Source organism: Bradyrhizobium sp. USDA 4541, from assembly GCF_024171085.1.
Lineage (GTDB): Bacteria > Pseudomonadota > Alphaproteobacteria > Rhizobiales > Xanthobacteraceae > Bradyrhizobium > Bradyrhizobium australafricanum.
In genome coordinates this window covers 1,701,360-1,721,494 of record NZ_JALJZF010000001.1, presented here as the reverse complement: position 1 = coordinate 1,721,494, position 20,135 = coordinate 1,701,360, and the positions used below count along the sequence as shown (strand labels likewise).

Annotated in this window: 14 protein-coding genes; 12 read left to right on the top strand and 2 right to left on the bottom strand. The window is 66.2% G+C overall.

Annotated features, from left to right (window positions below):
• Positions 1-138 precede the first annotated feature (138 nt).
• Complete coding sequence (locus tag J2R80_RS08110; protein ID WP_016845952.1) at positions 139-999, top strand: helix-turn-helix domain-containing protein; 861 nt, start codon at positions 139-141, stop codon at positions 997-999.
• A gap of 244 nt (positions 1,000-1,243) precedes the next feature.
• On the opposite strand, the gene J2R80_RS08105 is transcribed toward J2R80_RS08110, so the two are convergent.
• Entirely contained in the window at positions 1,244-1,918 is a 675-nt protein-coding gene (locus J2R80_RS08105) for a Crp/Fnr family transcriptional regulator (RefSeq protein WP_057021095.1), read from the bottom strand.
• A gap of 211 nt (positions 1,919-2,129) precedes the next feature.
• On the opposite strand from J2R80_RS08105, the gene J2R80_RS08100 reads away from it, so the two are divergent.
• The 4 genes from J2R80_RS08100 (at position 2,130) to J2R80_RS08085 (ending at position 9,032) form a co-directional block, all read left to right on the top strand.
• Entirely contained in the window at positions 2,130-4,181 is a 2,052-nt protein-coding gene (locus J2R80_RS08100) for an AsmA family protein (protein WP_253638345.1), read from the top strand.
• A gap of 129 nt (positions 4,182-4,310) precedes the next feature.
• Complete coding sequence (locus J2R80_RS08095) at positions 4,311-6,749, top strand: adenylate/guanylate cyclase domain-containing protein (RefSeq protein ID WP_253638344.1); 2,439 nt, start codon at positions 4,311-4,313, stop codon at positions 6,747-6,749.
• A gap of 470 nt (positions 6,750-7,219) precedes the next feature.
• The gene (locus tag J2R80_RS08090; protein ID WP_253638343.1) at positions 7,220-8,146 is read left to right on the top strand and encodes an alpha/beta fold hydrolase; all 927 of its coding nucleotides are present in this window, start codon (positions 7,220-7,222) and stop codon (positions 8,144-8,146) included.
• Positions 8,147-8,153: 7 nt separating this feature from the next.
• Entirely contained in the window at positions 8,154-9,032 is an 879-nt protein-coding gene (locus J2R80_RS08085; RefSeq protein ID WP_076834752.1) for an efflux RND transporter periplasmic adaptor subunit, read from the top strand.
• Positions 9,033-9,236: 204 nt separating this feature from the next.
• Here the strand turns inward: J2R80_RS08085 and J2R80_RS08080 are convergent, their stop codons facing one another.
• On the bottom strand, positions 9,237-10,088 hold the full coding sequence (locus tag J2R80_RS08080; RefSeq protein WP_253638342.1) for a caspase family protein: 852 nt from the start codon (positions 10,086-10,088) through the stop codon (positions 9,237-9,239).
• Positions 10,089-10,460: 372 nt separating this feature from the next.
• On the opposite strand from J2R80_RS08080, the gene J2R80_RS08075 reads away from it, so the two are divergent.
• The 7 genes from J2R80_RS08075 (at position 10,461) to J2R80_RS08045 (ending at position 20,083) form a co-directional block, all read left to right on the top strand.
• A complete protein-coding gene (locus J2R80_RS08075) occupies positions 10,461-12,188 on the top strand; it encodes a hypothetical protein (protein WP_253640948.1) in 1,728 nt (575 codons plus the stop codon).
• 472 nt (positions 12,189-12,660) lie between these two features.
• Complete coding sequence (locus tag J2R80_RS08070; RefSeq protein ID WP_016845489.1) at positions 12,661-13,386, top strand: thermonuclease family protein; 726 nt, start codon at positions 12,661-12,663, stop codon at positions 13,384-13,386.
• Positions 13,387-13,544: 158 nt separating this feature from the next.
• Complete coding sequence (locus J2R80_RS08065) at positions 13,545-14,378, top strand: LssY C-terminal domain-containing protein (RefSeq protein WP_168859251.1); 834 nt, start codon at positions 13,545-13,547, stop codon at positions 14,376-14,378.
• A 131-nt stretch (positions 14,379-14,509) separates the two neighbouring features.
• Positions 14,510-15,694, top strand: a complete 1,185-nt coding sequence (locus J2R80_RS08060) for an alanine--glyoxylate aminotransferase family protein (protein ID WP_253638341.1) — start codon at positions 14,510-14,512, stop codon at positions 15,692-15,694.
• 319 nt (positions 15,695-16,013) lie between these two features.
• Positions 16,014-17,066, top strand: coding sequence for an ABC transporter ATP-binding protein (locus J2R80_RS08055; protein WP_253640947.1), 1,053 nt, complete (start codon positions 16,014-16,016; stop codon positions 17,064-17,066).
• Positions 17,067-17,087: 21 nt separating this feature from the next.
• Positions 17,088-18,152, top strand: a complete 1,065-nt coding sequence (locus J2R80_RS08050) for a substrate-binding domain-containing protein (RefSeq protein ID WP_253638340.1) — start codon at positions 17,088-17,090, stop codon at positions 18,150-18,152.
• Positions 18,153-18,367: 215 nt separating this feature from the next.
• Positions 18,368-20,083 (top strand): iron ABC transporter permease, encoded by a 1,716-nt coding sequence (locus J2R80_RS08045; RefSeq protein ID WP_253638339.1) that lies wholly within the window; start codon positions 18,368-18,370, stop codon positions 20,081-20,083.
• Positions 20,084-20,135: the final 52 nt, after the last annotated feature.

Sequence of the window (20,135 nt, the reverse complement as noted above, 5' to 3'; positions counted from 1 at the left end):
GCGGGGTGAGGCATTGTTGCCAAACGCCATATCCCGCGCTACCTGAAGGGGGACAACAACCATCGCGATCGGGCCAAGTGGCCCGGAAGATGCATGAGCACCCTGCGAAAACGACGATCGATCAGGAGCTCACGACACTTGAAAGTCGCAGCGCGACGAAATGACACCACCGGCTTGCGCGTTTGCCGCAAGCAATCGGGTCCCGCAGCCGCCGCGCACTATGCCGGACAGCTGCAACAGGTCGAACGGCCGCTCGCGGCGATGGCGGCCTCCTATCCGAACGAAAGCACCAGCGCGCGGCACGCGCACCGACGCGATCAATTCATCCTGCAGACCGCGGGCGTGACCTCGATGATGACCGAGCGCGGCCATTTCGTCGTGCCGCCCGGCCACGGCCTGTGGATTCCAGCCGGCGTCGCGCACCAGTCGCGGGCATGGGGCGAGGTCGAGATCCAGACCATCTATGTCACGCCTGACCGCATCAGGAATGCTCCGGCGACATGCCGCCTGATCAGGGTCTCCGCGCTGGTCGAGGCGTTGATGGAAGAAGCGGTGCACATGCCGACCCGTTACGATCCGGAAGGGCGCGACGGCAGGCTGGTCGATTTCCTGCTCGACGAGATCGGCAGGATGCCGGAAGTGTCGCTGCATGTGCAGGTGCCGCCCGATCCGCGGCTCGCCGCGATCTGCGAAGCCGTGCTGGTCGATCCGAGTTCCGATCTTACGCTCGACGAATGGGCCGATCGCTGCCAGCTCAGCCGGCGGACGCTGACGCGTCTGTTCCGGCGCGAGACCGGCCAGAGCTTTGCGGCCTGGCGCCAGCGGGTGCGGCTGCTCGAAGCGCTGGCGCGGCTCGGCGCCGGCGAGGCCGTCACCTGCGTTGCGCTCGACGTCGGCTATGAAAGTCCGAGCGCTTTCGCCGCGATGTTCAAGCGCGAGCTCGGCGCCGCGCCGCGCCAGTATCTGCGCTGGGCCGATCCCGAAGTGGTGATGCGGTAGGCGCTCGCGTCACGCATCTATCGAAATGCAAAACCCCTGCGGTCAACGGGAGAGACCGCAGGGGTTTGCAGGTGGATGGCGTGAGGCCAGCAAGGCTGGGTGTCACCCCAAGGACCGGCGGCCGGATGAAAGCGGTACCGGCCTCATCATGCAAGCACGTCTTTTAGGCAGGAGTGCGTCAACATCGGCAAGCAGAGCACGCGAGAGAATTGAATCTTCCCGCGCGCGTTGCATGCAGTCCGCTCTAGTCGTTGCGGGCGACCGCCGTCAGCTTGGTCATGTTGTGCAGCATGATCCGGCCGCGTTGCAGGTCGACGATGCCGTCCTTGCGCCAGGTCTGCAGCTGCCGGTTGACGCTTTCGCGCGCGGCGCCGACGAAGATGCCGAGCTGTTCCTGCGAGATGTGCACCTCGGAACCGAAATCCTCGGCCAGCGCGCACAGACGCCGTGCGAGGCGGACCGGCAAAGGCTGCAGCACGGATTCTTCCATCCGCTCGCTCTGCCAACGAATTCGCTGGCACAGCAATTCGATCAGCCTGACCGCAACCTTCGGCTCGCGCTCGAGGAAGCCGAGGAAATCCTGCCGCCGCAACACGAATAATTCGCTGGGCTCGCCCGCGGTCGCATCCGCGGTGCGGTCCTGCCCGTCGAGCACGGCGACTTCGCCGAACAGGTCGCCGGATCCCATGAAGTTCAGTGTGAGCCGGCTGCCGTCGGAAGCACCGGTCTCGATCCGAATCTGGCCGCGGCGGACCCCAAACAGGGCATCGCCGGGATCGCCTTTCTGGAACAGCACCTCACCGGTCGCGAGTTGCTGGGTGTGGCAAAGGCCGGAAAGCCGCTGCAACTCGTCCGCACCGAGATCGGCGAACATCGGATTCATCTTCAGAATGACCGCAAATTCGGCCTGTTTGCTCATTGTACTGCCTTCCAAATCCTTCCGAGCAGTCCCCTGACGCCCGGTTAGCAAAAATCACCCTCATAAGAGTGTGGGAGAGGTCACATAAGTTCATGCGGTAACGGATTATTTTTCCGGTCATTGGAGCCAGATCCTGCTTGCGGGATAAACTCGTGTGATCGGCCGTGACTTTCTGCAACGGAACCCCGCTTGCCCGGCCTGGAACAACGACATGAGAGCACTGAAATTCGCCGGGGCCGCCATCGCTGCCGTGATCGTGATCATCGCGTTGGTGGCCGTGGTCGGGATCCCGTCCTCGTTCCTCACATCGACCATCACCGATCGGGTCGAGCGCGAGACCGGCTACAAGCTCACCATCAAGGGCGGCGCCAAGATCGGCCTCTGGCCGAAGGTCAATCTGACGCTGAGCGACGTCGTGTTGCAGGACCCGCGCGGGCGCGACGTCAACAACCGGTTCGCGGCAAGCAGCGTCGAGGCCGAGATGACGCTGTCGAGCCTGTGGTCGGGCCGGCCCGACATCACCGACCTCGCGATCGTCAAGCCGGTGATCAATCTGCCGCTGCAGCGCGAGCGCACCCGCGACCACAATCCGCCGGCGAAATCCTCCGCGTCCGATAGCAGCGGCATCACGATCCGGCATATCAGCGTCAGCGGCGGCACCATCGTCTTCGCCAATGTGCGCGACCGGATCGAGAGCCGGATCGAGACGCTCAATGCGGACGCGACCATCGGCGACGACCGCAAGATCGTCGTCACGGGTGACGCACGCGCCGGCGACAAGCCGCTGAAATTCGAGATCCGCGCCACCGCGCCGCAAGCACCGCTGGAGCGTCAGAGCGTGCCGGCCGAATTCAGCATCGATGCGCCCGGCCTGTTGCCCGCGGCGATCAAGGCGAATGCGGAAGCGCGGCTGAACGGCACGGTGGTGATGTTCAACGGCGTCTCCGGCACGCTCGGCGACGGCGGCTTCACCGGCTGGGCCTCGGTCGATTTCGCCAGCAACAAGCCGCTGGTGAAGCTCGATCTCGACTTCCAGCACATTGCGATCGCGATGCCGCCGGGGCAGGCCGGCTCCACGCAGCCGCTGGGTACGAATACGTGGAGCAACGCGTCGGTCGATCTTGCCGGGCTCAACTATGTCGACGCACAGGCGCGCATCTCGGCGGCGGAGCTCGTGATCGGCGACGGCCGCTTCACGCAGGCGGCAATCGATGCGTCCATCGACAGCGGCGTGCTGAAGGGCCGGTTCGCCAATCTCGGCGCCTATGAGGGCACCGCCGATGGCGACGTCACCATCGACGCGCGAGCTCCGAATCCAACCTACGCGTTACGGCTCGACCTCGCCGGCGCGCGCGCGCTGCCGGTGCTGAAGAGCCTCGCCGAGTTCGACAAGCTCGACGGCAAGATGCAGGCCAAGATCGCGCTGACCTCGCAAGGCAGCAGCGAGCGCGCCATCGTCGGCAATCTCGCCGGCACCGCCTTCGTCGTGTTCCAGGACGGCAAGATCCTCGGCCTCAACGTGGCGCAGATGATCCGCAACCTCACCACCAGCACCTTGTCGGGCTGGCAGGAGAGCCAGGAATTGTCGACCGATCTCAGCCAGCTCTCGGCCTCGTTCAAGGTCGACAAGGGCCAGGCCGTCACCACCGACCTCAATCTGATCGGTCCGCTGGTGAAGATGACCGGGGTCGGCACCATCGACCTCAACACCCGCCAGATCGGGTTCCGCGTCGAGCCGCAGCTCGTGATGACCACCGAAGGCCAGGGCCGCGCCGGCAATCCGGTCGGCCTCGGCATCCCCGTGATGCTCGAGGGACCCTGGGTATCGCCGCGGATCTATCCGGAGATGCAGGGCATGCTCGACAATCCGCAGGCGGCCTATGCCAAGCTCAAGGAGATGGGCAAGGGCCTGTTCGGGGCGAACGGCCAAGGGCTGAGTCAGGGCATCAACGGGCTGACCAATCTGCTCAACGGCGTGCAGGGCGGCGGCGCGCAGCCCGGCAGCAGCGGCCAGGGCGGCGGCGCCGGCCAGAGCAACCCGCTCGGCGGGCAGCTTGGCGACACCATCGGCAATTTGCTGCAGCAGGGCCTTTCCACCCTCAACCAGAGCAACGCATCGCGCCCGAGCCGCGACCTGAGCCAGCCCGCGCCGCCGGCCCCCGACCAGGCCCCGCCGCCACCGCCCCCTCCGCCCGGCGAGACCGCCGAGCAGCACGACAGTCCGGCGATGAAGGACGTGCTGCGTCAGCTGTTCAATCGCTGATATTCCCGGATATCCCCCGCCGATATGAAGGGATAACCATGCGGCCCGAGCGGCCGCCCCGCCCCGCCGATCCGTGCTAAATAGCGGCGGATCATGCGGCGCACCCGATTGGGGGCCGGACGAGGCTGGATGAACGCGGCTACGGACAAGGGCAAGAACTGGTTCCTGCGCGGCGGCCTGTTCGCCAAGTATGTCCTCGCGCTGGTCGGCCTCGTCGTGTTCGTGCTGGCGGTCAACGGCGCGCTCGAGACCTGGATCAGCTACCGCGGCATCAAGGGCACGCTGACGGACGCGATGAGCGAGAAGGCGGATGCGACCGCCAAGCGCATCGAGCAGGCGATATCCGATCTCGAGCGGCAGATCTCCTGGGTCACCCGCGCCTCTTCCAACACGATCGAGCTGCGCCGCGCCGACTACGCGCAGTTGCTCGGCCAGGTGCCGGCGGTGAGCCAGCTCACCCTGATCAGCGGCCAGGGCCGCGAGCTGCTGCGGCTGTCGCGCCAGACCACCACCGTGAACTCCAACGCCGACTTCTCCCGCGATGTCAGATTCACCGAGACCATCGCCCGCGGCACCGCCTACGCGCCGGCGTATTTCCGCGACGGGCGGCCGTTCATGTCGATCGGCGAGCAGCATTCCGGCTTCAATGCCGGTGTCACCATGGCCGAGATCGACCTGCGCTTCCTCAATGACTATTTCGGCGACTCCCAGGTCGGCCGGCTCGCTCATGCCTATGTGGTCGATGGCAAGGGCCGCGTGCTGGCGAGCTCGTCGAAGGGTCCGGAGGTCGGCAAGGACCTTGCCGCGCTGCCGCAGGTCGCCGCGGTGCTGTCGCCTAGCGGCAGGCCGATCGTCTCCGGCAAGGATGTCGACGGCAACGCGGTGCTGACGACAGCAACGGCCGCGCCGAACCTCGGCTGGCACGTGTTCTATGAGCAGCCGACCGCGCAGGCGCTGTCGCCGATCCGCGACCAGCTGGTGCGCATCGCGCTTTTGATCGCGCTCGGCCTCGTGGTCGCGATCATCGCCGGCACGATCCTGGCGCGGCGCATGCTGGAGCCGATCACGGCGCTGCGCACCGGCGCGCGTCGGTTAGGGGCCGGCGATTTCGGCCATCGCATCGAGGTGAAGACATCCGATGAGCTGGAAGAGCTCGCCGGCCAGTTCAACAGCATGGCCACCCAGCTTGCCGAGACGTATTCCGACCTCGAGGCCAAGGTGAAGGAGCGGACCCGCGACCTCGCGCAATCGATCAACGAACTGAAGGTGCTGGAGGAGGTCGGCCGCGCGGTGGCGTCCTCGCTCGACCTCAATGCCGTGCTGCCGACGGTCGGCGCCCGCGCGCTCGAGATCACCCATGCCGACGCCGTGCTGATCTATGGCTATGACGCCGCACAGCGCAGCTTCAACCTGACGCAATCGATCGGCATCGACAGCGGAGCCGAAGGCCATCACCGCACGATCGATGCGGCGAACAGCAGCCCGCTCGGCGAAGCCGCCGCGAAGGGCGAGCCGCTGGCGTTCCCGGATCTCACCGACCAGCCAAATCATCCGCTGCGCGATGTCGTGGTCGGCGCCGGCTTCCACTCGGTGCTCGTGGTGCCGCTGGTCGATCAGCAGGGCGTGCTCGGCGCGCTGGTGGTGCTGCGTAAGGCGGCCGGCGACTTCCCGGCGAGCCTGATCGGCCTGATGAAGACCTTTGCGCATCAGGCGGTGCTGGCGATGCGCAATGCGCGGCTGTTCACCGAGGTGGACCAGAAGAGCCACGCGCTGGAAGCGGCCAACGCCACCGTGCGCGAGCAGGCCGACAAGCTGCGCGAGCAGACCGAGGCGCTCAAGGACTGGAACAAGTCGCTGGAGCAGCGGGTCGAGACCCAGCTCGGCGAGCTCGAGCGCGTGCGAAGGCTCGAGCGCTTCCTGGCGCCGCAGGTTGCGCAGCTGATCGCCTCGTCGGACAATCCCGAGGGCCTGCTCGACAGCCACCGCCGCGAGGTCACCGTCGTGTTCTGCGACCTGCGCGGCTTCACCGCCTTCACCGAGGCGACCGAGCCGGAAGAGGCGATGAACGTGCTGCGCGAATATCACGCCGCGCTCGGCAAGCTGATCTTCAAGTATGAAGGCACCCTCGACAAATATGCCGGCGACGGCGTGATGATCCTGTTCAACGCGCCGATCCAGCTCGCGGACCACACCGCGCGCGCCGTGAAGATGGCGGTGGAGATGCGCGACACGGTCGGCCCGCTGACCGAGAAGTGGCGCAACCGCGGGCACAGCCTCGGCTTCGGCATCGGCATTGCGCTCGGCTACGCCACGCTCGGCCAGGTCGGCTTCGAGCAGCGGCTGGAATATGCCGCGATCGGCAGCGTCACCAACCTCGCCTCCCGCCTGTGCGGCGAGGCCAAGGCCGGCCAGATCGTGGTAAGCCGCCGCGTCTACGGCATGGTCGAGCCCTTCGTCGAAGGTCGCGCCATCGATGACCTCGTGCTGAAGGGATTCAATCATCCCATCCTGGCGGCGGAGATCCTGAGCTGGAAGGGCGAGCCATCAGCGGAAGCGGCGGCGGAGTAGTCAAGACACGGCTCCCTCCCACGTCGTCCCGGCGAAAGCCGGGACCCATAACCACCGATGTTTGGATTGAACACGGCTGCGGCCGCAGCACAGCGTCATCGCAAGCAGCGGTGGTAATGGGTCCCGGCCTTCGCCGGGACGACACTGAATATGCGGCCCCGTTTCTGATTCAACTATCAAACAGCCAAGGGATAGACCCGAGGGGAGAAGCACACGCCCGCATCCTCGCGACGCGATCGCGCCCGAGTCATGCGATCAATCCAGCCTCACACAGGAGAGGGCGCAGGGAAGGCCGGGCGCCGATTGCCACGAGCCTCAAATCAACATCCAGTGAATCTGTCTGCCTCCGCAATCACGATCACGCCCCCTCCCCCCCTCCCAGGAATAACCCATCCCCCACCTCGCTCGCGTCATGACGGGCGCGTGCGAACGCGCGCCCGGCGACAACAAGAACAAGCAGGATGGGTTTGATGACGGGTTTGGATGGGACGCACGCGGCGGCGTCGGTGGTGGCGCTGCATTGCTCGCTGGGATCGGGACGGCAATGGACCAAGCTTGCGGCTGCGCTCGGCGGCGACCGGTTCATGGCGCCGGATATTTCCGGTTATGGCGTTGCCGCCTGCGGGCGCGACTGGCCGCGGACGCTGGATGGCGAGATTGCGCGGCTCGAGCCCTGGCTCACCAGGGCCGACGGGCCGTTCCATCTGATCGGGCATTCCTATGGCGGGGCGATCGCGTTTCGGCTGGCGACGGCAACGCCTTATGCGCAGTACATCCGCAGCCTTACGCTGATCGAGCCCGTCCTGCCTACGTTGCTCAGAGACACGCCTGCCGATGCGCGGCTGTACGACCGCTTCGCGCGGATCGCGCAGATCGTCTCAAGGGATATTGTCGATGGCGCCGTGATGGAGGCGGTCGAGGCGTTCACCGCGTTCTGGGCCGGCTCCGGGCCGCGCGAGCAGTTCTCGCCGAGCGGGCGGCTGCGGATGATCGAGCAGGCCGACAAGCTGCCTTGCGATTTCAGCGCCGCGCTCGACCTCGACGCCGTGGCGGAAGCCGCGCGTGCCTTGAAGGTGCCGACGCTGCTGATCTCGGGCGGGCTGTCGCCCTATGTGACGCAGCGCATTGTCGCAAAACTCGCCGCGCTGATCGACGGCGCCGAACTGCGGCATCTGCCGGGTGCCGGCCACATGCTGCCGGTGACGCATGCCGATCGGGTCAACCCGGAGATCCTGCGGCACATCTGGCGCGCCCAGGAGTTGGCGAAGCTGGAGCTGGCGAATTTGGAGCTGGCGAAGCTGGAGCTGGCGGCGGATGCGGGGCCGGCCGAGGCAGCGCAGGCGGCTGGTTCGGCCCGGCGGCATCTGGTATTCAGGAGGCCCTCATTTTGGGAATAGTTTGCCAATGATTTTGCCTCGTACGCGCGCCCCAGCCCTTGCCGCCTCCGCGCTGCTCGTGCTCGCGGCCTCTCCCGCGCTTGCCGCGGGCGAAGCCGACGCCGTGCCGAAGGGCGCGGCGGTGACTGTGCTGAAGGCCTCGAAATTCTGCTTCGGCAATATCGTCGAGGTCTCGGGCATCGTGCTGCCGCGTGACGAGCAGCAGATCCGGCCCGACCGTTTCGGCTTGAAGGTGGCGGAGGTGATGGTCGATCCCGGCGACACTGTCACCGCCGGCCAGGTGCTGGCGAAGCTGACCGATGGGGCCAACTCGGTCAACGTCACGGCGCCGGTGGCGGGCACGATCTCGGCGTCGTCGGCGATTGTAGGCAGCCCGGCCTCGGGCAAGGACGCGCTGTTCTCGATCATCGCCAAGAGCGAGTACGATCTGGTCGGCATGGTGCCGACCCGCGACATCGCCAAGCTGAAGACCGAGCAGACGGCGCAGCTCAAGGTCCTCGGCGCCGGCGATCTCGATGGCAAGGTGCGGCGGATCGCGCCGACGGTCGAGCCGAACAGCCAGCTCGGCCAGGTGTTCATCGGCATCGGCGCGAACAAGCGGCTGCTGGTGAATTCGTCCGGCCGCGCCCAGATCAAGACCGGGCAGAGCTGCGGCGTCGCGGTGCCGCTGACCGCGATCCTCTATTCCACCGCCGGCACCGTGGTGCAGGTGGTGCGCGGCGGCCGCGTCGAGACGCGGCGGGTCGAGACCGGATTGATGTCGGCCGGCCAGGTCGAGATCCGCGACGGCATCCAGGAAGGCGACATCGTCGTCGCCCGCGCCGGCGCCCTGCTGCGCGAGGGCGATCCGGTGCGGCCAGTCGGCGCCAGCGCGGATGCAAAGTAGGCGGCGCTCCATCTACAGCGTCGTCCCGGGCAAGCCAACGGGTCGGCGCAAAGCGCCGCCCGATGACAGGCTCCGCGCGACCCGGGACCCATAACCACCAATGTGAATTGTCTGAAGAGCTGTCGCCACAGCGCGCTTCAACAATGCGGCCCTGTGGTTATGGGTCCCGGCTTTCGCCGGGACGACGTGGGGAAAGAGTCGGGCTCAGCCGCCGAGCTTGATGTCTTCCAGCAGCGAGGACGACACGCTCGGCACCTGCTCGCCTTCGGAAGCGCGCGAGATCGCGACGCGGGTCTTGTTGAAGGCGCTTTCGGCGCCGGCCTGGGCGTTGAGGTTGTTGAGCAGCTCGGAGACCAGCACGCTGTTCGGCGCCTTGCTGTCGTCGGCGACCTTGCCCGGCGTTGCCGAGCTCAGCACGATGGTGTTCTCCGGCGGGCTGATCGGGGCGAGGCCGTGCGAGAACGCGCGGAAGCGGCGCTCATAGGGATTGCGGCGCGAGGCGTCGAGCACGACGAGCTTGGCCTTGGCGCCGCGCTCTTTCATCGCATCGAGCACGGACTCGACGCTGACGCCGGTGCGCTTGACGTCGGCTTCCTTCCAGATCGTGGCATCGACCGGGATCATGTAGCTCTCGCGGCCGACCTGCACGCCGTAGCCGCCGAAGAACAGCATCACGACGGTGTCGGGGCGGATCTTGGCCTTCATGCGCTCGACCGCGCGGAACATGTCGTCCTTGGTCGCATCCTCGACCACGTCGACGTCAAAGCCCTCGCGGCGCAGCGCCGACGACAGGGTGCGGGCATCGTTGATCGGCTGGGCCAGCGGCGCCGCGGCGTCCGGATAATGGCCGTTGCCGATGATCAGCGCGAGGCGGGACGTGCCTGCCGGAATGCTGCCGGTCAGCTCGGTGGGGGCGACCTTATCGCCACCCTTGGCGACATCGAGGGTGCGCTTGTTGAGCGCGGCATGGGCGCCAATCGCCAGCGACACCGTGCCGGCCACCGCCACGCAGACGGCGATGGTGCGGCGGGAAATGCGAAGCTGCCTAAGGTCCATAGCGTTCCTAAGTCCCAATTCTTATCCCGATGGCGCTCAAGCGAAGATCGCGCCAGTTAGTCGCGTCAAAGACGTTCAGGTTTAATGGGGTTGAGGTGTGTGTGCCGTTGAATTGAACTCAATTTGCGGCGCCGCAACAAACGCTCCTTTAACCCGGACGGCCGCTCGGGGCAACCCGAATTGCCGCATGCCGCCGCCCGGCAGAGGCCATTGACGCCGTTAAGATCCCGTTACGTGATCTCTGTCACATTTGTATTCTTCAGGGATTCATGTAGCTTTCCAAAGGCTTGCGAGTTTGGGGCAGAGCGACAGGAAACTCCGTCGGGCGGCGGCGTTAACCGGTTCCTCGGGAAAGGGGATTGTTTGAGCTTCTTGGGCCTTCACGAGATCGCAGGCGCGGTGTGCCGGTCGCTGACTGTCAAGAAGGACGGCCCGTCGCTGTACGATGTCTGCGACCCCGTGCTGCAGGCCTATCGCGGCGGCGATGCCCATCTCGGAAAATTCTACCGGACCGCGCTCGGCAATCCGCCGCTGCGCGCGCTGCTCCGCCGCACCGGCCTGCCCGCGCTCAACGATCCCGACCGCCTCTCCGGCCTGCGCGCGGCGCTCACCGCGGCGCGCGACGTCGAGACGCCGGACTGGGCCGCGATCGGCACGCCCGTCGCAGTATTGATGGACGGTATCGGTGTGCGCCATCCGGCACCGCCCGCCGCGACCGCACCTGGCCGCCCGCCGGAGATCGCCGAGATCGACCGCGTGATCCGCCTGACCGGCGCGCATCTGCTCGGCTCGTTCGGCAGGAACGGCTTCATCCCGACCTATGCCGCCTTCAACCTGATCGGCGACCCCGACGTCGGCGGGCGCGAGCTGCTGATGGCGCTGACCGGGCTGAACGCGCGCGGCTACAAGAACTCGACCTTGCTGTTCAATCTGGCGCGGATCTTCATCGCGCATTCGCCGGCGCGCGCGCTGATCAACCCGGCCTGGCGCGGCATCGCCGAGCCGATGTGGGAGCCGGTGCAGATCCGCCACCGCTCGGCCTATTACGACGCCTTCTTCACCGAGGCGCTGCTCGGCTTCGTCGAGACCGGGCTTGCCTCGCCGGATGAAGCTGTTACCGCGCGGCGCGCGATCGCCGACATGGTGGACTTCTGCCTCAAGACCAGCGCCGAGGAGGTGCCGTCGCATGACGGCTCGACGGTGAAGGTCATCACCGCGCTGGCGCCGGGCCGGCATCCGCGCTTCTCGCGCTTCTTCGCCCAGATCAAGCAGGATCTCGGCTTCGGCATCTATGTGCCGGACTGCGACACCACGGCGTGCTCGTTCTCGGCCGCGACCCAGGCGGGCTCCGACGATCCGATCCTCAAGCAGCCGCTGCTCGACTTCTACCGCGGCTACCAGGTGCGATCGGGCGCCAACGAGCCGCGCGTCACCGTGCCGCTCAACGACAATATCGACTACGAGGGCGGCATCGTCACCTGGATCGACAATCTCGCCGGCGAGCGGCCCTATGGCAACGACCTCGATCCGACACTGAACCTCGACATCCTCGAGGTCTCGTTCCGCAACCTCGCCCGCTGGCAGATCATCGAGACGCCGCAGCGGCTGGAGACCGTGCATCGCGTCATCGCCTTCCAGAAAAATCTGGTCGAAAGCGGCGCGTTCAAAAATCCGCGCTCGCACATCTATTATCTGCCCGAACTCTATTCGGCCTATTTCGGCCGCTGCTATGCCGCCTTCGTCGCGCTGCCGCTGGCGGCGCAGCGCATCATCGATCCCGGCAACGTGTTCGCGCTGATCCGCGCCCGCGTGCTCGGCTATGTCACGCGCGAGCTGATCGCCCACGAGATGAACCCGTTCGACGCCGCGCTGGCGCTGATGGCGCTGGCGCATCTCGGCGCCGAGGTCTCGACCTTCACGCCGGCGCTGCACTGCATCGTGCAGGGGCTCGGCGAGGGCGGCCGCAAGGGGCCCTACCGGGCCTATGAGTGGAATAAGATGAAGACGCCGACCCGCATCCTGGTCGGCGGGCCGGAGGTGACCTCGGCGTTCGTGCTGATGGCGCTGGCGCTGGCGAAGCGACGAATGGCCGCGGTGTAGTTTCGTAGCCCGGATGGAGCGCAGCGTAATCCGGGGTGTTGCCCGCCGACAAAGATTCCCGGATTGCGCGGAGCTCCATCCGGGCTACGGATAAAGACCAACGCCTCGTTGATACCCGATGACGCTGCGCTCTACTCATCCGGGCTGCGGGACTTCACCCTCCCCTGGAGGGGGAGGGTCGTATCGCGTCGCGCGAAGCAAGATGCGATATGGGGTGGGGTGATCTCTCAACACGGGCACTGCTCAAGTGGACAGACCTTCACCCCAACTCGGCTCGCATTGCGCTGCGCTTCATGCGACCCGATCCTCCCCCTCCAGGGGAGGATGGCGGACATCGGGGATGACGCGAAGTTGAAACTGGCGGAAACGCAACAGCACTGGCACGGTTGCCCAATTGCCCGCACAATCGTTGGGCACTGACCACTGCACGCTAAAAGCCATTTGAACGATAAGAACCTGGCCGGGAACGCCGATGTTCAAGACGCTGCTCACCGCGGGCCTGCTGCTCTCGCTGCCGACGCTGGCTGTCGCCGCCGACATCACCGGCGTGCCGAAGATCCGCGACGGCGACCAGCTCATGATCGGCAGCGTCCGCATCCGGCTCGCAGGCGTCGACGCGCCGTCGACCGACCAGCTCTGCCTCAACACCAAAGGCGAGCGCTGGACCTGCGGCGTCGCGGCGCGCGACGAGCTGATCAAGCATGCCGGCAGCAAGAGCTGGACCTGCCACGCCCGCTCGGTCGATCGTCGCGGCCGCACCATCGCGCGCTGCGAGGTCGACGGCGAGGACATCCAGAAATGGCTGGTCGCGAGCGGCTGGGCGCTGGCCTACACCCGCGCCTCGCATGACTACGAAGCCGACGAGAAGGCCGCGCGTGAGGCAAAAGCCGGGATGTGGCAGGGCGCCTTCATCGCGCCGTGGGACTGGCGGGTGCGCAACAAGAAGACCACCGTGCTCGGCGCGGTGAAGCCGCCGGATGGCGCCAATGCGATCCTGCTCGCCTCGGCCTCCGGCCCGGTGGCGCCCTCGCCCGACTGCACCATCAAGGGCAACGTCAACCGCTCCGGTGAATGCATCTTTCACCAGCGGACCAGTCGCTGGTACGCCAAGATCGAAATGAAGATCAGCAAGGGCACGCGCTGGTTCTGCTCGGTCGAGGAAGCCGAGGCCGCCGGCTGCCGCGAGACGCGGCGCTAGTCGGAAGTGCGATTGAGTTGTAGCCTCATCGGCACCGCTTGCGACGCTCTTTATGAGGAGAAAGCCCCCATCCGGATTGCATCTTCGATGCAATCCGACCTAAGAGCGAGCTTCGCTCGTCTCGACCCCCGCAAGCGGGAGAGGTGAAGGACCACGGCATGACCGATGTCGAGATCGATCCGCCTTCCGTGCGCCGGCGCAGCCGCCTCAGGCAAGCGCAGATGGCATTGCTGCTCGTCCTGGCGATCTACCTGATCGCGGCCTATCTGCTGCTGCCGGCGCTGTGGACGCATTACGAGCACCAGAAGGGTCTCGCCAATCTGCCGATGGTGACACGCACCGCGCAGGGCATTCCCGGCGATCCGATGAATGTCGGGCTGATCGGCGACAAGAGGGATGTGGTCTGCGCGATGCACGAGGCCGGCTGGTTTCCGGCCGATCCGGTGACGCTGAAATCCTCGATCGAGATCGTGGGCAGCGTGCTGCTCGATCGTCCCTACAAGGATGCGCCGGTGAGCAACCTGTTCTATCTCGACCGCCGCGAGGATCTCGCCTTCGAGCGGCCGGTCGGATCGAGCGCGGACCGCCGCAACCATGTCCGGTTCTGGAAAGTGCTCGACCAGGGCGAGGAGAAACGTCCGGTGTGGCTGGGCGCTGCGACGCTCGACCGCAGCGTCGGCGTCAGCCACTACACCGGCGCGGTGACGCATCACATCGCGGCCGATCTCGACGCCGAACGCGCGCTGCTCGCCACTGACCTCGAGTCCGCCGGCATGGTCACCGCGAAATATCAGGTCACCGGCATCGGCCCGACCTTCAACGGCCGCAATGGCGGCGGCGATCCCTATTACACCGACGGCGAAATCTGGGTGCTGCGGCTGGTCGAGGCCTGCCGCAAGAACAACGGCACCGTCGAGCAGCTCCCGAGCCCCGCCGCGACCGAGTTGAAGGACCAGATCTGGCGCGCGGTCGTCGAATCGATCGGCAAATAGCATCGTGTCCCGCGGTTTTGGAAACGCTGGATTGCTTCGTCCTGCTCGCAATCGAAGCCGCGATGGAATAGTCTCCGCGCTTGACCCCTCACACGCATGATTTGCGCGCTTTATCCAAAAGGAACAGGACGATGACCGTTCGCGCGGGCCGGGAATTTCTGGCCATCCCCGGGCCCACCACGATGCCTGATCAGGTGCTGCAGGCAATGCACCGCCCGGCGCTCGACATCTACTCCAACGAGATGGTCGAACTGACTGAGAGCCTGCTGCGCGACCTCTCGAAGCTGTTCGTCACCCAGGGCAAGTCCTACATCTACATCTCCAACGGCCACGGCGCGTGGGAGGCGACGCTCTCCAACGTGCTGTCGCGCGGCGACAAGGTGCTGGTGCTGGAAAGCGGGCATTTCGCGATCGGGTGGGGCCAGGCTGCGGCCGCGATGGGCGCCGAGGTCGAGGTGCTGAAGGGCGACTGGCGCCGCGCGATCCGTCCGGCCGAGGTCGAGGCGCGGCTGCGGCGCGACAAGGAGCACACGATCAAGGCGATCCTGGTGGTACAGGTCGACACCGCGTCCGGCGCCTATAACGACATCGAGGCAATCGGCAAGGCGATCAAGGCCGCCGGCCATCCCGCATTGTACATGGTCGACACCGTGGCCTCGCTCGGCTGCATGCCGTTCGAGATGGACAAATGGTATGTCGACGTCGCGATGAGTGGCTCGCAGAAGGGCCTGATGACGCCGCCCGGCCTCGGCTTCGTCGCCGCCAATGACCGCGCCTGGGACGCCCACAAGAAGGCCGATCTGCGCACGCCCTATTGGGACTGGACCGAGCGCGAGGGCTCGGAGCACTACCGCAAATATGCCGGCACCGCGCCGGTGCATCTCTTGTTCGCTTTGCGCGAGGCGATCAACATGCTGCACGCCGAAGGCCTGGAGAATGCCTTTGAGCGGCATCGCCTGCTCGGCGAAGCGGTGCGCCGCGCGGTCGCGGTCTGGGGTGAAGGACAGGTGCTCGGCTTCAACATCGCCGAGCCCGCCGAGCGTTCCAACACCGTGACGACGGTGACCGTGAAGGGCGCCGACCCCGCCGCGATCCAGCGCTACGCCAAGGAGAAATGCGGCGTCGTGCTCGGCACCGGCATCGGCGATTTGCAGGGCCAGGCCTTCCGCATCGCGCATATGGGCCACGTCAACGCCCCGATGATTCTCGGCACCCTCGGCGTCGTCGAGGTCGCGCTGACAGCGCTGAACATCCCGCACGGCAAGGCAGGCGCCGACGCCGCCATCCAGTGGCTCGGCGAGAACGTGAAGGCGTAGCTTGAGCCGGTCTGAGGCTTTAACCCGTCATCCTGAGGAGCCCGCCAAAGTCGGGCGTCTCGAAGGATCGACGGCCGCGCTCCCGCCGTGATCGAATCGGAGTGCGCGGAAGTAGCCGGGCCGTCGATCCTTCGAGGCTCGCTCCGCTCGCACCTCAGGATGACGGAAGAGTGGTCGGGGAATAACGCAACGAAGAGGTGCCACGACTTTTTGACGGGGCACGAGCACTTTTCGTCGTCATCATTTTCCGCTTTACTGCCGGCAACAGCCGGGCACGGATCCCTGCGACACAACAAAATGGAGGGACCGCTTGGCATCGGTGGAATTGCGCGGCCTGGTCAAGCGGTTTGGATCGTTTGTCGCGGTTGATGATGTTTCGCTCACGATCGATCATGGCCAGCTGGTCTGCCTGCTTGGGCCGTCCGGCTGCGGCAAGACCACCACGCTGCGGCTGATCGCCGGGTTCCTCGAACCATCCGACGGCGAGATCCGCGTCGGCGAGCGCGTGGTGTCATCGAAGGCGCGCACGCTGCCGCCCGAGCAGCGCAACATGTCGATGATCTTCCAGAGCTACGCGCTGTGGCCGCATATGACGGTGGCGGAGAACATCGTCTACGGCCTGCGCTTGCGCAAAATGGATCGCGACACCATCGCCAAGAAGGTCGCCGCGATCCTGGCCACCACCAAGCTGGAACCACTGGCGCAGCGCTATCCGGGCGAGCTCTCCGGCGGCCAGCAGCAACGCGTCGCGCTGGCGCGCGCGCTGATCGTCGGTCCCGAGACGCTGCTGCTCGACGAGCCGCTGTCGAATCTCGACGCCAATCTGCGCGAGGAGATGCGGTTCGAGATCCGCCGTCTGCACGACGAATATCGCTACACCACCGTCTATGTCACCCACGACCAGTCCGAGGCGATGACGACCGCCGATCTGATCGCGGTGATGAATGCCGGCAAGATCGACCAGCTCGGCGCGCCTGAGGACATCTATGCGCGGCCGGAATCCGAATTCGTCGCGCGCTTCATCGGCGCCGCCAACGTGATCAAGGGCACCGCGCGCGATGCGAACCACGTGGAGTTCGCCGGCGCAACGATCGAGGTGGTCGGCGCCACGCTGACGACCGGCCAGAGTGCGCCGGTCGCGATCCGCCAGCACGAGATCCAGCTCGCGACGCAACCGCCCGCGGCAGCGCAGAACACGCTCAAAGCCATCGTGACGCGGCAGGTCTATCTCGGCATGAACCGCGACTACATGGTGGAGACCGCCGACGGCACGGCGCTGCGGGTAACCACGCCGACCGAAACCGCAGTCGAGAAGGGCAGCGAGGTCTGGCTGACCCTGCCGCCCGCGCGCTGCCGGGCGCTCAGCCGATAACAACAAGAGACGGAGCGAGCGATGCGGAAGCCGATTTCCAGACGCGATGTCCTGAAAGGCTCTGCGGCGCTTGCGGTCGGCACGGTGTTCGCGTCACCGGCACGCGCTGCCGCGCCCGAGCCGGTCGCAATCACGCCCGATCTCGTCGCCGCCGCGACCAAGGAAGGCAAGCTTGTGTTCTATTCGTCGATGGACCTGCCGGTCGGCGAAAAGCTTGGCAAGGCGTTCGAGGCCGCTTATCCCGGCATCACCGTGCAGATCGAGCGCTCCGGCTCGGAGCGGCTATTCCAGCGCGTGGCGCAGGAATTCGACTCCAACATCCACGCCGTCGACGTCGTCAACAGCGCCGATGCCTCGCATTTCATCCCCTGGAAGAAGAGCGGCTGGCTGATGCCGTTCGTGCCCGAAGACGTCGCGAAGCATTTTCCCGACAACTATCGCGACCCCGACGGCATGGCCGTGACCACGCGGCTGTGGCTGTCGTCGATCGCCTACAACACCAACCTGGTGAAGGTGGAGGACGCGCCGAAGAGCTTTGCCGACCTGCTCGACCCGAAATGGGTGGGCAAGATGGTGAAGGGCCATCCGGCCTATAGCGGCACCATCATGACCACCACATTCCAGATCGTGCGCGAGCTCGGCTGGCCTTACCTCGAAAAGCTCGCAAAACAGCGCGTGATGCAGGTGCAGTCCTCGACCGACCCGCCGAAGAAGCTCTCGCTCGGCGAGCGCGCCGTGATGGCGGACGGCAATGAGTATGGCATCGTGCTCTTGAAGGAAGCCGGACAGCCGGTCGAGCCGGTCTATCCGACCGAAGGCACGCCGACGATCTCGGGTCCCACCGGCATCTTCGCCGGTGCGCCGCATCCGAACGCCGCAAAGCTGTTCCAGGCCTGGCTGCACACCCGCGAGACCCAGCAATTCTTCGTCGACTTCACCGGCCAATATTCGCTGCACGCCCAGGTGCAGCCGAAGGCCGGCCGGCGCAAGCTTTCCGAAATCAAGCTGATGAAGGAGGATCCGGCCGGGGTGGAAGCGATGACCGAAGAGATCAAGACGCGCTATGCGCGCTTGTTCAGGGTTTGAGCGATGAAGGGCGCGGTGCACACTTCCTTGCCTCGCCCCGCTTGCGGGGAGAGGCCGACGCGCATCGCAAGATGCGCGGCGGGTGAGGGGGACTCTCCGCGCATTCGGTGTCTGCGGAGGCAGCCCCTCACCCCACCCCTCCAAGAGCAAGCTTCGCTTGTCTCGACCCCGCAAGAGCGGGGCGAGGGAATCGAAACAGCTTGCAGCGTGCCAACATGACAACAACCGCCTCCCCCGCCGCAAAGGCCCGCATCGACTGGACACGCCCCGTGCTGTGGCTGTTCGCGGCGCTGCTCATCCTGCTGATCCTGCTGCCGCTGTCGTGGCTCGCGGTGTTTGCCTTCACCGACAAGAGCCGGCATCCGACGCTGCAAAACTTCGTCACGCTGTTCAGCAATCCGGATTTCCTCGATCCGCTGCTGACGACCGCGATCATCGCGACCACGTCGGCGCTGATCTGCTGCATCGTCGCGGCGCCGATCAGCTGGCTGGTGTCGCGCACCGACATGCCGGGGCGGCAGACCATCCGCGCACTGGTGACGGCCTCGTTCGTGACGCCGCCGTTTCTCGGCGCGGTCGCCTGGGAGTTGCTGGCGGCGCCGAATTCCGGGCTATTGAACCAGCTCTACCGGCTGTTCGCCGGCGAGGATGCCGACGCGCTGTTCAACATCTATTCGATGACCGGGATCATCTTCGTGATCTCCTGCTACACGTTCCCGTTCGTGTTCGTGCTGGTGGCCAATGCGCTCGACACCATGCCGGGCGAGCTGGAAGATGCCTCCGCGATCCTCGGTGGCAATGCCTGGACCACCGCGCGGCGGGTGACGATCCCGCTCGCGCTGCCCGCGCTGGTCGCGGGCGCGCTGATCGCGTTCCTGCAGGCGATGACGCTGTTCGGCTCGCCGGCGATCCTGGCGCTGCCGGCCGGCTTCCACACCATGACCACCAAGATCTGGAGCCTATTCCAGTACCCGCCGAAGCTCGAGCTCGCGGCCGCCGCCGCGGTGCCGCTGCTGGTGCTGACCATCCTGCTGCTGCAAGGCCAGAAGGCGCTGCTCGGCCGCCGCGGCTATTCGGTGATCGGCGGCAAATATGGCGCGCCGCGCCGGGTCGAATTGCGCGGCTGGCGCTGGGCCGCGCTCGGCTTCTGCCTCCTGGTGCTGCTCAACCCGGTGTTCCTGCCTTACCTCGCGCTGCTCAACGCCGCGTTCTCGCCGAACGCGACCACGCTGGTGACGCCATCGACGGCGACGCTGCACAACATCGTCTTCGTGTTCACCGAGCTGTCGTCGACCCAGCTCGCGCTCAAGAACACCGTGATCCTCGGCACCGCGACCGCGACCATCGGCACCATCCTCGCGCTCGTCATCGCCTATGTCACGACGCGCAAGGTGATCGCGGGCCACCGCGTGCTCGGCTTCCTCGCCACCGCGCCGGTCGCGGTCCCCGGCATCGTGCTCGGCGTCGGCCTGTTCCTGAGCTACACGCGGCCGCCCTTCGTGCTCTACGGCACGCTGTGGATCCTGCTGCTGGCGTTCCTCACCATCAATTTGCCGTCCGCCTATCAGCAATTGCAGGCGGCGTTCGCGACCATCCATCCCGAGCTCGAGGAGGCAAGCCGCATTCTCGGCGCGACCCGGTTGCAGGCGCTGCGCCAGATCACCGCGCCCTTGCTGCGCACCGGCGTGATCGCGACCTGGTGCTTCATCTTCATCGGCGTGATGCGGGAACTGTCGGCGGCGATCGTGCTGTTCACCTCGCAGACCAAGGTGCTGTCGGTCCTGATCTACGACCTCAACGAAGGCGGCGACCTCGCCGCGATCGCGGTGCTCGGCATCGCGATGCTGGTGATCACCTTCGCCGTGGTGCTGGCAGTGAACCGGATTCCGATGTCCGGCGGCAATGCCGGCGCGCGGCTGCGGAACGGGTAGCTCGCCCTAACCACGTCGTCATTGCGAGGAGCGAAGCGACGAAGCAATCCAT

Bases quoted from the DNA above. Each gene is read 5' to 3' on its own strand.
- J2R80_RS08105 (WP_057021095.1), bottom strand. From the start codon at position 1,918: ATGAGCAAACAGGCCGAATTTGCGGTCATTCTGAAGATGAATCCGATG.
- J2R80_RS08100 (WP_253638345.1), top strand. From the start codon at position 2,130: ATGAGAGCACTGAAATTCGCCGGGGCCGCCATCGCTGCCGTGATCGTG.
- J2R80_RS08095 (WP_253638344.1), top strand. From the start codon at position 4,311: ATGAACGCGGCTACGGACAAGGGCAAGAACTGGTTCCTGCGCGGCGGC.
- J2R80_RS08090 (WP_253638343.1), top strand. From the start codon at position 7,220: ATGACGGGTTTGGATGGGACGCACGCGGCGGCGTCGGTGGTGGCGCTG.
- J2R80_RS08085 (WP_076834752.1), top strand. From the start codon at position 8,154: ATGATTTTGCCTCGTACGCGCGCCCCAGCCCTTGCCGCCTCCGCGCTG.
- J2R80_RS08080 (WP_253638342.1), bottom strand. From the start codon at position 10,088: ATGGACCTTAGGCAGCTTCGCATTTCCCGCCGCACCATCGCCGTCTGC.
- J2R80_RS08070 (WP_016845489.1), top strand. From the start codon at position 12,661: ATGTTCAAGACGCTGCTCACCGCGGGCCTGCTGCTCTCGCTGCCGACG.
- J2R80_RS08065 (WP_168859251.1), top strand. From the start codon at position 13,545: ATGACCGATGTCGAGATCGATCCGCCTTCCGTGCGCCGGCGCAGCCGC.
- J2R80_RS08060 (WP_253638341.1), top strand. From the start codon at position 14,510: ATGACCGTTCGCGCGGGCCGGGAATTTCTGGCCATCCCCGGGCCCACC.
- J2R80_RS08050 (WP_253638340.1), top strand. From the start codon at position 17,088: ATGCGGAAGCCGATTTCCAGACGCGATGTCCTGAAAGGCTCTGCGGCG.
- J2R80_RS08045 (WP_253638339.1), top strand. From the start codon at position 18,368: ATGACAACAACCGCCTCCCCCGCCGCAAAGGCCCGCATCGACTGGACA.